The following is a 12,931-nucleotide window of genomic DNA, read 5'->3' on the forward strand; positions in this document are numbered from 1 at the left end:
GACGACGGAGGCGCGACGACCGTGACGACCGAGAACCCGAGCACCGCAGACACCCCCGACGACGCGCCTCGGGGCCGACGCTCGGCCCGGGCCGCCACGCGCGTCGAGACCGACTCGCTCGGCAGCCGCGAGGTGCCCGCCGACGCCTACTGGGGCATCCACACGGCCCGGGCGCTCGAGAACTTCCCGATCAGCCAACGGCCGATCTCCGTCTACCCCGACCTCGTCACCGCGCTCGCGCTCGTCAAGCAGGCCGCCGCCCGGGCCAACGTCGAGATCGGCGTGCTCGACCGCACGAAGGCCGAGGCCATCGAGCGGGCCTGCATCGAGATCCGTGGCGGTGCCCTGCACGACCAGTTCTGCGTCGGGGTCATCCAGGGCGGCGCCGGCACCTCGACGAACATGAACAGCAACGAGGTGATCGCCAACCGGGCCCTCGAGCTCCTCGGTCACGGCAAGGGCGAGTACGAGCACCTGCACCCGATCGACGACGTCAACCGCAGCCAGAGCACGAACGACACGTACCCGACCAGCGTCAAGATCGCGATGGTGCTGACGCTCCGCAGCCTGCTCGACGAGCTCGACCTGCTCGCGACCGCCTTCGCGACGAAAGGCGCCGAGTTCCACGACGTGCTGAAGGTGGGGCGCACGCAGCTGCAGGACGCCGTCCCGATGACCCTCGGCCAGGAGTTCGTGGGCTTCGCCCACACCCTCGGCGAGGACGTCCAGCGCCTCCGCGACGTCGTGCCGCTGCTCGGCGAGATCAACCTCGGCGCCACGGCCATCGGCACGGGCATCACCGCCGACCCGCAGTACGCCGACGCCGTCCGCCGCCACCTCGGCGAGCTGTCGGGCATGGAGCTCGTGACCGCCCCCGACCTCATCGAGGCCACGAGCGACACCGGCGTGTTCATGACCCTCAGCGGCGCGCTCAAGCGCAGCGCCATCAAGCTCTCGAAGATCTGCAACGACCTGCGCCTGCTCTCGTCGGGGCCGCAGGCCGGCATCGGCGAGATCACGCTGCCGCCGCGCCAGGCCGGCTCGTCGATCATGCCCGGCAAGGTCAACCCGGTCATCCCCGAGGTGGTCAACCAGGTCGCCTTCTCGGTCGCGGGCGCCGACGTCACGGTGACGATGGCGGCCGAGGCGGGCCAGCTCCAGCTCAACGCCTTCGAGCCGGTCATCGCCCACAGCGTCATGCAGAGCCTGCAGTGGATGACGAACGCCTGCCGCACCCTCCGCGTGAACTGCGTCGACGGCATCGAGGCGAACCGCGCGCGCCTGAGCCAGCAGGTCGACACGAACGTCGGCAGCGTCACCGCCCTGACCCCCTACATCGGCTACGCCGCCGCCGCGGCCATCGCCCACACGGCGCTCACGACCAACGCCTCGATCGCGACCCTCGTGGTGGCCGCCGACCTCATGAGCGAGGAGCAGGTGCGCAAGGTGCTCTCGCCCGCGCGCCTCTCCGGGCTCGAGGCCGTGACGAGCTCGATCCCCGTGATCGACGTCGAGGTCGACGACCCCGTCGCCGCGGTGTCGCGGGCCGTCGCCGAGTCGGGCGTGCGCAACCCGGGCGACGAGACCGCCGGCTGACGGGTCAGGACGTCGACGGCGCCGCGGCGTGGTCCGGCTCGGCGTCGACCTCGGACCGCCCGGCGCGGAGGGCCTCGGCGGTGTCCACCGGGGCGTCCGTGGGGTCGCGGTTCCCGTCGCCGTCGAGGTCGAGCTCGCGGGGCGCCGCGTGGTCGCGGTCGTGCTCGGCGGTCGCCGGCGCGTCGCGGTGCAGCATGAGGTGGCGGAGCTCGTCGGCGTCCTGCACGCCGCCGTTCTCGCGCAGCGCCCGCTCGCGGATGGCACGGCCGGCGCGGACGTCCCAGGCCGAGTTGCGGGCCAGGATGTGGTTGCGGGCCGTGTCGCGCATCGGCAGGGGGATGATCTCCTCCGCCTGGAGGCCCCGGCGCAGCTGCCGCATGCGGAGGATCTCGCTGTCGAGCTCGCCGCCGATGACGAGCACGAAGTTGCTGATGTACGAGTAGAGCAGCACGACCACGACGCCGCCGAGCCAGCCGTAGAACCGGTCGTAGTTCGAGACGGTCGTCACGTAGACCGCGAAGCCGACGGTGCAGAGCGCCCAGACGCCGAGCGCGAGCATCGCGCCGTACGACACCCACCGCAGGCGCGGGGGTCGCACGTTCGGCGTGAAGTAGTAGAGCATCGCCACGCTCGCGATCGCGAGGCCGACGAGCACGGGCCACTTGAGCACGTTGTACAGGGTGATGAAGGGCTCGCCGACGCCCAAGGCGTCGCCGATGCCGACGGCGAGGGTCGGCGTCACGAGCAATATCGTCGCGATGACGGCGAACGAGACCATCAGCACGAGGGTGACGATCATCATGTGGCCGCGGAACTTCCAGATGCGCCGTCCCTCCTCGACGTCGTAGGCCGTGTTCATCGCCCGGCCGAAGGCGGTCGTGTACGACGAGAGCGACCAGAGCATGAGCCAGAGGCCGATGCCGAAGGCGACGCCCGGGTTCGACAGGCTCAGCATCTGCTCGAGCGGGCCGCGGAGGGTGTCGATCGCGTTCGGGGTGAGCACGTAGCGGGCCACCTGCAGGATCTCGTCCACCGCCTCCTCGCCCTCCTGGAAGAGCGCGACGCCCGACACGAGCGCGAGGGCCGTCGGCAGGATCGCGAGCATCGAGAAGAAGGTCAGCGAGGCCGCGGCGTCGATCGTGCGGTGGCGGAGGAAGTCGTGCCACACGCGCATGACGACGTAGCGGGTCGGCGACGGGTCGTCGGGGAGGGACCGCGTCGTGGGCATCCCCGTAGGGTACCTCCGCCCGGGAGCGGTCGCGCGACCCGGGCGGCCTCGTGCGCCTCGCGGCCCGTAGGGTCGTCGCATGAGCTGGAACGACCCCTCCGCGCCCTCCGACCGGGCGCGTCACGCCGTGGCCCCGGCGGCCGCCGTCGAGCCCGTCTGGTACCCGGCGCAGCCCGTCTTCGTCGCGTCCGCGCCGGTCGCGCCCGGCCCCGGCCCCGCCCGCCGCCGTGTCGCGAGCGCGGTGTCGCTCGCCGTCGGCTTCACGGTCATCGGGGTCTTCGCGGTCGCCGTCGTCGCGTATTTCCTGCTCTTCCTCCAGCCGGCGATCATCCTCGCCGCGAGCCTGCTCGCCTTCGTCCCGCTCGCGATCGTCCTGACCGGCATCTGGCTCGTCGACCGGTGGGAGCCCGAGCCCCGGGTGGCCCTCCTCTTCGCCTTCCTCTGGGGGGCCGTCGTCAGCGTCGGCACGGCCCTCATCGTCGACCTGCTCGTCGGCCAGGTGCAGGCGCTCGTCGGCATCGGGGCCACCGACACCGCCGACGTGCTCGCCGCGGTCGTGCAGGCGCCGCTCGTCGAGGAGGGCGCGAAGGGGTTCGGCGTGTTGCTCGTGCTCTGGATCTTCCGCCGGCACTTCGACGGCCCGGTCGACGGCGTCGTCTACGCGGCCACGGTCGCCGCGGGCTTCGCCTTCGTCGAGAACATCCAGTACTTCGCCGTGCAGGTCACCGACGACCTCTTCTCGGGCAGCCAGGGGCTCCTCTTCGTCTTCGTCGTGCGGGCGCTCATGTCGCCCTTCGCCCACGTCATGTACACGGCCTGCACCGGCATCGCGCTGGGCTGGGCCGCACGCCGGACGGGGCCGGTCGGCGCGATCGGCTGGTTCGTCGTCGGCCTCGTGCCGGCCGTGCTGCTGCACGCCCTCTGGAACGGCGCCCTCGTCGTCGTCGGCGACTCGTTCTTCGCCTACTACCTGCTCGTGCAGGTGCCGATCTTCGTCGCGATGGTCGTGCTCGTCGTCTTCCTGCGCCGGGCCGAGCGCCGGGTCACGCATGCCCGCCTGGCCGAGTACGCCGCGGTCGGCTGGTTCAGCGCCGACGAGGTCGGCATGCTGTCGACCGCGTCGGGGCGTCGCCGCGCCCGCCGGTGGGCGACCGCGAACGGGGTCGGGCCGGCCATGAAGCGCTTCGTCAGCGACGCCACCCGGCTCGCCTTCACCCGGCAGCGCATGGTCAAGGGCAGCCGCACCGGCGACGAGCTGGCCCAGCGCGACGAGGCCGAGCTGCTGGCGGCCCTCGTGCGCAGCCGGGCGGCGCTCCAGGCCCCGCCGACGGCGTTCGACGGATGGGCGCCGCCGCCCACGCTCCTGCCGGCGAGGACGCCGGTCGGGCAGACGCCCTGGGCCGCGACCCACGACCAGTGGGGCCGACCGCTGCAGCCGCCCGGCTGGTAGCCGTCCTCCGGCCGACCGCCCCGAGGTCGGCCGCCGCTACGGCGTCGGCGCCGCCGCGTCGTACGCGCGGAACGACGGCGTCAGCCGTGCCACGACGGCGACGAGCACGACGATCATCGCCCCGCCGAGCAGGGGAGGCCAGACGACCCCCACCGCCGCGACGAGCCCGACGAACAGGTCGCCGACGCGCGGCCCGCCCGTGACGACGACGATGAAGATGCCCTGGAGGCGCCCCCGCATCGAGTCCGGAGCCGCCGCCTGGAGGATGGTCGAGCGGAAGATCGAGCTCACGTTGTCCGCCGCCCCGGCCGCGGCGAGCGTGACGGCGGCGCCCGCGAGGGCCACGAGGTCGGCCTGGCCGAGCCCCTCCGTGAGGCCGCCCGACCCGCGGGGCGTGGTGAGCAGCAGCACGACGCCGAACGCCGCGATCGCGACGCCGTAGACCGTGATCGAGCGGTTCACGGCGCGGCCCTGCAGCCGCACGTGGCCGAGCCGTCCCGAGAAGACGCTGCTGAGCAGCGCGCCCACGGCGTAGGAGGCGGTGAGGACGCCGACCGTCACCGCGCCTCCGCCGATCACCACCGCCCCGACGACGGGGAACAGCACCCGCGGCTGCCCGAAGGTCATGGCGATCAGGTCGACGACGAACGTCGTGCGGATGTTCGGCGACCGGCGGAGGAACCGCAGCCCCACCGCGAGCGACTGGAGCCCGGGCCGCTGCGTCTCGCCCTCGGGGCGGATCGGCGGCAGCGTGACGATGCCGAGGAAGGCGGCCGAGAACAGCACGACGTCGATCGTGTAGGTGACCGCAAACCCGACGCCCGCGACGAGCACGCCGGCGAGGGCGGGACCGACGGTGAGCATGAGGCCCGTGCCGATGCCGCCGAGCGCCGACGCGGCGGGCAGCAGGGAGGCGGGCAGCAGGCGCGGCACGATGGCCGCGCGCGACGTCGCGATCATCGTGCCGGCGACGGCGTTGACGGTGGCGAGGGCGTAGAGCAGCACGACCTCGCGCAGGCCGAGCCAGGCGTGCAGGGCGATCGCGCCGGTCGAGAGCCAGGCGAAGACGGCGGCGACGAGGGCCACCTTGCGCCGGTCGAAGGCGTCGGCGAGCATGCCGCCCCAGAGGCCGGCGACGATCATCGGCAGCAGCGAGACGACGCCGACGAGGGCCACCGCGAAGGTCGACCGGGTGATCTCGTAGACCTCCAGCCCGACGGCCACGAGGGTCAGCTGCGTCCCGATGCCGCTGACCGTGTTCCCGACGAAGAGCCGGGCGAACGCGGGGCTCCGCCGCAGGGGCGTGAGGTCGACGAACAGGGGCCGGCGGACGGGCGTCACGGGTTCGACCGGGGGCTCGCCGGGGGTGCCTGGGGGAGTGGACAAGCCTCCATCCTCGCCGATTTTGCCGCGCCTCGGCGCCGGTATAGCCTCCATCCGTCCGCATCGATGAACTGATCTCGGTGCGGGTCGACGACGGGTCGGCCACTCGAGCCTCGCAGGGAGGACGCGAGCGGTCGGCCCGTCGCCCCTCCCTCGGCGAGGTGCTCCGCGCCTCCTGCCCGAGGGGTCGCCGACGAGCCGGGGAGGCGCGGCTCGGCCCCCGCCCGGAGCCGGTGGTTGGATGGTCCCCATGACTCACGACCCCCAGACCAAGCCCGAGATCGACGCCCCCACCGGCCCCGCGCCCGACGAGCTGCGGATCACCGACATCACCGTCGGCGACGGCGACGAGGCGGCCGCCGGCTCGACCGTCAAGGTGCACTACGTCGGCGTCGAGCACGACTCCGGCGAGGAGTTCGACGCCTCGTGGAGCCGCGGCGAGCCCATCGACTTCCCCCTCGCGGCGCTCGTCCGCGGCTGGCAGGAGGGCATCCCCGGCATGAAGGTCGGCGGCCGCCGCGAGCTCGTCGTCCCGCCGCACCTCGCCTACGGCCCGGCCGGCGGCGGCCACCGCCTCTCGGGCAAGACCCTGATCTTCGTGATCGACCTGCTCGGCGTCCGCTGATGACGGCCCCCTCGATCGGGCTGGCCGACGGCCGCACCATCCCCGCCCTCGGGCTGGGCACGTACGGCATGGACGGCGACGAGGGCACGGCCCAGGTCGTCACGGCGATCGAGTCGGGCTACCGCCTGCTCGACACGGCGCTCAACTACGGCAACGAGGCCGCGGTCGGCGAGGCGGTCCGCCGCGTCGACGTGCCGCGCGACGAGCTCGTCGTCACGTCCAAGCTGCCCGGTCGCCACCACGGCTACGAAGAGACCCTCGCGAGCTTCGAGGAGACGCGCAAGAACCTCGGCCTCGACGTCGTCGACCTGTACCTCATCCACTGGCCGCTGCCGCGGGTCGACAAGTACGTCGACTCGTTCCGGGCGTTCGTGAAGCTGCAGGAGGACGGGCTCGTCGGCAGCGTCGGCGTCTCGAACTTCACCGAGGAGCACCTCCAGCGCGTCGCCGACGAGACCGGCGTCGTGCCGGTCGTCAACCAGATCGAGCTGCACCCGTACTTCCCCCAGGCGGGGATGCGCGCGGTGCACGAGCGCATGGGCATCGTCACCGAGAGCTGGAGCCCGCTCGCCAAGCAGAGCGAGCTGCTGCAGGAGGCCGTGGTCACCGAGATCGCGCGCGCCCACGGCAAGACGCCCACCCAGGTCGTGCTCCGCTGGCACGTCCAGCTCGGGGCCGTGCCCGTCCCGAAGTCGGCCGACCCCGGTCGCCAGCGGGAGAACCTCGACGTCTTCGACTTCGAGCTCTCCGACGACGAGGTGCAGCGCATCAGCGGCCTCGAGCGCGGCCGGCTCTGGGACGGCGACCCCGAGACGCACGAGGAGTTCTAGGCCTCGGCCCCCGCTCTCGGCACGACACGCCCGTCCCCTCCTCGGAGGGGGCGGGCGTCGTCACGCGTGGAGCGGGCGGCCCGCCGGCCGCAGGTAGACTGGCGTGCCGTCTTTTCCCGAGGGGTGGAGTGCCTGGTGTCATCTGAGCTCGAGCGCGAACGCGCCTACGTGGCGACGCTCTACGCGCGCCTGGACGAGGTGAAGGCCGACGCCCGCGTCCGCCTCGAGAGCACCCGGCGGGAGGCCGTGGGGGGCAACCACCAGAGCCGCAGCGAGCGCGACGCGTTCGCCCGGCTCTACGAAGACACCATCACCCAGCTCGGTGCCGTCGACGAGCGCCTCGCCTTCGGCCGCCTCGAGCTCGAGCGGCCCGACGAGCCCGGCGAGCTGTCGAGGGCCGCCGGCTCCGGCGCCTCGGCCGACGGCGGCCACCACCGCTACATCGGGCGCATCGGGCTCCGCGACGAGCAGCACCACCCGATCCTCCTCGACTGGCGCGTCCCCGGCGCCAGCGCGTTCTACCAGGCGACCGCCGCGACGCCGATGGGCGTCCGCGCCCGGCGCCACCTGACCCTCTCCGGGCGCACCGTCACGCGCCTCGAGGACGAGGTCTTCGACCCCGACCTCCTCGAGCGTGACGACGTGCAGCTGCAGGGCGAGGGCGCCCTCATGGCGGCGCTCACCGCCCAGCGCACCGGGCGCATGACCGACATCGTCGCGACGATCCAGGCCGAGCAAGACCGCATCATCCGCTCCGAGCTCGACGGGGTGCTCGTCGTGCAGGGCGGGCCCGGCACCGGCAAGACCGCCGTCGCCCTGCACCGCGCGGCGTACCTCCTCTACTCGCACCGCGAGCGCCTCCGCGGCTCGGGCGTGCTCGTCGTCGGCCCGTCGCGGTCGTTCCTCCGCTACATCGAGCAGGTGCTGCCCTCGCTCGGCGAGAGCGGCGTCGTGCTCTCGAGCCTCGGCGGCCTCTACCCCGACCTCGAGACCCAGGTCGACGACGCCCCCGACGTCGCCGCGCTGAAGGGCTCGGCCGAGATGGCCGACCTCATCAAGCGGGCGGTGCGCTCGCGGCAGATCCGCCCGACCGAGCCGACGACGATCGACGTCAACGGCGAGCGGCTCGTCGTGCAGCCCGAGCTCGTGGTCGACGCCATGCGCCGCGCCCAGGAGAGGGGCAAGCCGCACAACCTCGCCCGCGTCGGCTTCAACAAGTCCGCGCTCACGGCGCTCACCCGCCAGCTCATCGCGCAGATGCGCGACCACGGCACGACGGTCGACGAGTCCGACGAGGCGGTGCTGCGCGAGGACATCCGCCAGTCGCACGACGTCCGCGTGCTGCTCAACACGGCGTGGCTGCCGCTCTCCGCCGAGAAGCTCGTCGAAGACCTGTACGCGCGCCCGGGCTGGCTCGCCTCGATCACGCCCCGGTGGACGCCGCAGCAGCGCGCCCTCCTGCAGCGCCCGCGCGGCTCGGGCTTCACGATCTCGGACGTGCCGCTCCTCGACGAGGCGGCCGAGCTGCTGGGCGAGTTCCAGGCGGGCGTCGACCCCGAGAAGCTCGCCCGCAAGGCCCAGCGCAAGCGCGACATCGAGAACGCCGAGCGCGCGATCGAGAACATGGGCGTCGAGGGCATGGTCTCGGCCGAGCAGATCGCCGGCGGCTTCGCCGAGCGCGCCGCCTCGCTGACGACCGCCGAGCGGGCCGCGGGCGACCGCACCTGGGCCTTCGGGCACGTCGTCGTCGACGAGGCGCAAGAGCTGTCGCCGATGCAGTGGCGCCTGCTCGCCCGGCGCTGCCCCCTCCGGTCGTTCACGGTCGTCGGCGACATCGCCCAGGCGTCGAGCCCGGCCTCGGCGTCGTCGTGGCAGGGCGCCCTTCAAGGACTCCTCGGACGCCGTCGCGGCTCGTCGGTCGCGGGCACCGCGCCGCACCGCCTCGAAGAGCTGACCGTCAACTACCGCACCCCGAGCCAGATCGTCGAGCACGCCGAGACCGCCGCGCGGGCCAGCGGGCTCCGCGTCACGCCCAGCCGGTCGGTCCGGTCGAGCGAGTGGCCCGTCCGCGAGGTGGCCGTGCCGTCGTCGACCGCTGGGGGAGGCGCGCCCCGCGACGCCCTCCTCGCCGCCGCCGTCGAGGCGGTCGCCTCCGACCGGGCCGTCGACGCCGAGGGCACGATGGCCGTCATCGCCCCCGTCGGCCTCGTCGACCCGCTCGTCGAGCGCCTCCTCGCCCTGTTCCCCGGCGACGTGGCGCCCGGCACGGCGTCGCTGACGAAGCCGATCTCCGTGCTCAGCCCCGCCACGGCCAAGGGCCTGGAGTTCGACGCGGTGGTGCTCGTCGACCCCGAGGGCGTCAAGGCCTCCTCGGCCCGCGGCGCCGCCAGCCTCTACGTGGCGATGACCCGCCCGACGCAGCGCCTCACCGTCGTCGGCTGACCCGCGGTGCGCTGTCCGACGGCCTCACGTCGTGCTGCCGCCAACCTCCCGGTCGCCGGCCTCCCGGGCCGCGGCCTCGACGCGGTCGCGGTGCGCCTGCCACCCCGCCTCGTCGTGCGGCACGACGTTCGGGTCGCCGGGCCCCGTCCCGAGCCGGCCGTCGACGAGCTCGCGGACGATGTCGGCGTGCCCCGCGTGCCGAGCGGCCTCCGAGAGCATGTGCACGAGCACCTGGTGCAGCGTCACCTCGCGACGGTCGGCCGGCCACCACGGCACGCTGCCCGGGGCGTCGAGCGGCAGCGCACGGATCGTCGCGTCCACGTGCTCGCCGGCCCGTCGCGCGAAGTCGACGATCGCCTCCCGGCTCTCGTCCGCCGTCGCCCAGAGGTCGTCGTCGGGCTCCGCGCCCTCCGCCAGCCACGGCGCCTCGAGCTCGGCGGGGCGGCCGAACACCTCGCCGAAGTAGCCCAGCTCGACGCTAGCGACGTGCTTGACGAGCCCGAGGAGGTTCGTGCCGCTCGGCACGAGCGGCCGCCGCACGTCGTACTCGTCGAGGCCGTCGAGCTTCCCGAGCAGCTCCTCCCTCCGCCGACGGAGGTAGAGGTGCAGGTGGTCCTTCTCCGGGCTCTCGACGTCGCTCATCCGACCAGGGTGCCCCTCGGGTGCGTCGCGCGCCACCCCCGACCGACGATCAGCGGTAGTCGTCGGGCCAGCGGAACGCCGGAGGCGCGGTGGCCGCCTCGTCGGCCGGCCCGACCACGAGCGCCACGTCCTCGAAGTCGCGGAGCCGGATGTCCGCCGGGTCGCCCGCCCAGCGCGACCCGTCCACGAACGACGTCAGCCGTCGGCCGTCCCCGTCGCCGAGGTCGCCGACGCTCGTGGCGTCGAGGTGCACGTCCCACTCGGTGAAGAGCTGCCCGAGCGCGAACACCTCCCTCCGGGGCGACTCGACGTGGACGATGCCCGAGGTGTCGTGGGTGTGCAGGGGCGCGGCGAACTTCGTGCCCGAGTCGTGGCCGATGTCGCCGGGCAGCGTCACCGCCTCGCCGTCGACTGTGATCGACAGGTGCGCGTGGACGTGCATGGCGAGGTCCTCGCCCCAGACGTTCGTCAGCCCGGCGAGCCGCGCCCGCTCGGGTCGGTCGGCGACGGCGGGGACGGGCCAGGGAGGCGCGGTCTCGGCACCCGAGACCGTGATCGGGTTCGAGGCCTGGGCCACGCCGACGGCGACGCCTCCGGCCGCGACGACCGTGACGGCGGCCACGGGGAAGAGCCAGCGCCGCGAGCGCACCACGGTCAGGCCCGACCGTGCCGGTCGTCGCGGGGCGACCCGTCGCCGGCCTCGGCCTCGCTCGTGCGTCGGACGCGGTCGACGAGCTCGCGCCAGGGCCCGGTGACCTGCTGCTCGGGCAGCGTGGCCTCCTTGGCGGGCCGTGTCTCGGCCGAGATCAGCCAGACGAAGCGGTCGCGCTGCGTCGACGGCGCGTCGTCGGCCTGGCCCCAGGGCAGCCCCTCGATGAGCACCAGCCACGAGTCGGCGTCGGGCTCGGCGTCGACGTCGACCTGCCAGGTGCGGGTGAGGCCCGCGAACCCGCCGGTGCGCTGCACGGTGACCATCATGGCGGTGATGCTACTCCGCGCCCCCGGGCGGGCCGGAGGCGCGGAGCGCCGGCGCGTCAGTGGGACATGCCCCCCTCGACCGCGACGGTCACGCCGACGCCGCGCCACCCGGCGACCGTCGCCCGCACCTCGTCCGACCGGTCGCCGTAGCGCTCGGTCGCCGCGGCGATCGTGGCCGCCGCGAACTCGGCGAAGTCAGCCGTCGTCGAGAGCGAGCCGTTCGTGATCGTGTCGTACCAGATCTGTCCCGCGCGCTCCCACGCGGCCCCGCCGAGCACCTCGGCGACGAGGTAGAAGGCGCGGTTGGGGATGCCCGAGTTCAGGTGCACGCCGCCGTTGTCGTCGGCCGTCTCGACGTAGCCGGCCATGTCGGCCGGCTGGGGGTCGACCCCGAGCACGTCGTCGTCGTACGCCGTGCCGGGCGCCTTCATCGAGCGCAGCGCCCGTCCCTGCACCTCGTCGGTGAACAGGCCCTCGCCGATGAGCCACGTGGCCTCGGCGGTGTCGTGGCGGTGGAGGTACTGCTCGACGAGCGCGCCGAAGACGTCGCTCACCGACTCGTTGAGGGCGCCGGACTGCCCCTGGTACTCGAGGTTCGCCGTGTACTGCGTGACGCCGTGCGTCAGCTCGTGGCCGACGACGCTGACCGAGGCGGTGAAGCGCCGGAACACCTCGCCGTCGCCGTCGCCGAAGACCATGCGCTCGCCGTTCCAGAACGCGTTGTCGTAGTCGAGGCCGTAGTGCACGGTGGCGTCGAGGGGGAGGCCCGCGCCGTCGATCGACGAGCGGCCGTAGACCTCGTCGAAGAGGGCGTAGGTGGCGCCGAGTGCGTCGTAGGCCTCGGTGACGGCGGGGTCGTCGCCCGCCGGGTCGCCCTCGTGGCGGACCACGTCGCCCGGCAGCTCCTCCGTGCCGTGGGCGTCGGCGATCGTGCGCTCGAGCACCGGGTCGGCCGCGATCGCGCCCTGCCGCACCGGGGGAGCGGCCGAGCGGGCGGAGCGCACCTCGTCGAGCTGGGCGAGCAGGTGGCGGGCGGCCTCGGGGGCGCGGGTCAGTCGCGTGGCGTCGGCCTCGGCGAGGTGGGCGAGCAGGTACGGCGGGACGATGGACCGGGTCATGCGTGAACTCTGGCACCGACCCCCGTCATCGGGCCGGTCGGCGGGGCCGGTAGCGTTGTGCGGATGACCGTCACCGACGCCTCCGCCCTCGTCGACCGCCTCGTCGCGGTCGTGCCCGACTTCCCGAAGCCCGGCATCCTCTTCCGCGACGTCACGCCGCTCTTCTCCGACAGCGACGCCTTCGCGCAGGTGACCGCGGCCCTGTCCGAGCCCTTCGACGGCGCGTTCGCGGCGGTCGCGGGCATCGAGGCGCGCGGCTTCGCGCTCGCCGGCGGCATCGCGATCGAGCAGGGCGTCGGCGTGCTCACGGTGCGCAAGGCCGGCAAGCTGCCGGGCGAGGTCCTGAGCGAGAGCTACTCGCTCGAGTACGGCGAGGCGACCCTCGAGCTCCGTCCCGCACAGCTGCCCGCCGGCACCGCCGTGCTCGTCGTCGACGACGTCCTCGCGACCGGCGGCACGGCCGAGGCCACCGTCACCCTGCTCGAGCGCGCGGGCTACGAGGTCGTCGGCGTCGCGGTGCTGCTCGAGCTCGAGGGGCTGGGCGGGCGCGACCGGCTGGCGTCGCGCCTCCCCGTCCACGCTCTGGCCACGGCGCCGGCGTAGCGCGCGTCGGCCGGGGCGACGACCCCGGGGCCACGG

General features: G+C 73.8%; 12 protein-coding genes. 6 read left to right on the forward strand and 6 right to left on the reverse strand.

What is annotated here, in order from left to right; genetic code table 11:
• The first annotated feature begins 21 nt into the window (after nt 1–21).
• Nucleotides 22–1,596, forward strand: coding sequence for an aspartate ammonia-lyase (locus EDF38_RS12645; RefSeq protein WP_255409864.1), 1,575 nt, complete (start codon nt 22–24; stop codon nt 1,594–1,596).
• A gap of 4 nt (nt 1,597–1,600) precedes the next feature.
• Here EDF38_RS12645 and EDF38_RS12650 read toward each other — a convergent pair whose 3' ends face one another.
• The gene (locus EDF38_RS12650) at nt 1,601–2,824 is read right to left on the reverse strand and encodes a YihY/virulence factor BrkB family protein (protein WP_158613374.1); all 1,224 of its coding nucleotides are present in this window, start codon (nt 2,822–2,824) and stop codon (nt 1,601–1,603) included.
• Between the two features lie 79 nt (nt 2,825–2,903).
• Here EDF38_RS12650 and EDF38_RS12655 point away from each other — a divergent pair, with 79 nt between their 5' ends.
• Nucleotides 2,904–4,274 carry a PrsW family intramembrane metalloprotease gene (locus EDF38_RS12655; protein WP_123355752.1) on the forward strand — a complete coding sequence of 457 codons (1,371 nt, stop codon included), beginning with the start codon at nt 2,904–2,906 and terminating at the stop codon, nt 4,272–4,274.
• A 36-nt stretch (nt 4,275–4,310) separates the two neighbouring features.
• Here the strand turns inward: EDF38_RS12655 and EDF38_RS12660 are convergent, their stop codons facing one another.
• Nucleotides 4,311–5,660, reverse strand: a complete 1,350-nt coding sequence (locus EDF38_RS12660) for an MFS transporter (RefSeq protein ID WP_233572425.1) — start codon at nt 5,658–5,660, stop codon at nt 4,311–4,313.
• Between the two features lie 247 nt (nt 5,661–5,907).
• Here EDF38_RS12660 and EDF38_RS12665 point away from each other — a divergent pair, with 247 nt between their 5' ends.
• From EDF38_RS12665 to EDF38_RS12675, 3 genes are all read left to right on the forward strand, one after another.
• Nucleotides 5,908–6,282, forward strand: a complete 375-nt coding sequence (locus EDF38_RS12665) for an FKBP-type peptidyl-prolyl cis-trans isomerase (protein ID WP_123355756.1) — start codon at nt 5,908–5,910, stop codon at nt 6,280–6,282.
• Entirely contained in the window at nt 6,279–7,112 is an 834-nt protein-coding gene (locus EDF38_RS12670; protein WP_123356079.1) for an aldo/keto reductase, read from the forward strand. The genes EDF38_RS12665 and EDF38_RS12670 overlap by 4 nt, the downstream gene beginning before the upstream one ends.
• A gap of 132 nt (nt 7,113–7,244) precedes the next feature.
• Nucleotides 7,245–9,554 carry a UvrD-helicase domain-containing protein gene (locus tag EDF38_RS12675; protein WP_123356081.1) on the forward strand — a complete coding sequence of 770 codons (2,310 nt, stop codon included), beginning with the start codon at nt 7,245–7,247 and terminating at the stop codon, nt 9,552–9,554.
• Nucleotides 9,555–9,578: 24 nt separating this feature from the next.
• On the opposite strand, the gene EDF38_RS12680 is transcribed toward EDF38_RS12675, so the two are convergent.
• The 4 genes from EDF38_RS12680 to EDF38_RS12695 are packed head-to-tail and all read right to left on the reverse strand — an operon-like array spanning nt 9,579 to nt 12,292.
• On the reverse strand, nt 9,579–10,196 hold the full coding sequence (locus EDF38_RS12680; RefSeq protein ID WP_123355758.1) for a DinB family protein: 618 nt from the start codon (nt 10,194–10,196) through the stop codon (nt 9,579–9,581).
• Nucleotides 10,197–10,245: 49 nt separating this feature from the next.
• A complete protein-coding gene (locus EDF38_RS12685; RefSeq protein ID WP_148061494.1) occupies nt 10,246–10,818 on the reverse strand; it encodes a hypothetical protein in 573 nt (190 codons plus the stop codon).
• A gap of 32 nt (nt 10,819–10,850) precedes the next feature.
• The gene (locus EDF38_RS12690; RefSeq protein WP_199734721.1) at nt 10,851–11,174 is read right to left on the reverse strand and encodes a protealysin inhibitor emfourin; all 324 of its coding nucleotides are present in this window, start codon (nt 11,172–11,174) and stop codon (nt 10,851–10,853) included.
• Between the two features lie 56 nt (nt 11,175–11,230).
• Nucleotides 11,231–12,292 (reverse strand): M4 family metallopeptidase, encoded by a 1,062-nt coding sequence (locus tag EDF38_RS12695; protein WP_123355762.1) that lies wholly within the window; start codon nt 12,290–12,292, stop codon nt 11,231–11,233.
• Between the two features lie 63 nt (nt 12,293–12,355).
• Between EDF38_RS12695 and EDF38_RS12700 the strand changes: the two genes are divergently transcribed.
• A complete protein-coding gene (locus EDF38_RS12700; RefSeq protein WP_123355763.1) occupies nt 12,356–12,895 on the forward strand; it encodes an adenine phosphoribosyltransferase in 540 nt (179 codons plus the stop codon).
• Nucleotides 12,896–12,931: the final 36 nt, after the last annotated feature.

The organism is Frigoribacterium sp. PhB160 (assembly GCF_003751785.1).
GTDB lineage: Bacteria > Actinomycetota > Actinomycetes > Actinomycetales > Microbacteriaceae > Frigoribacterium.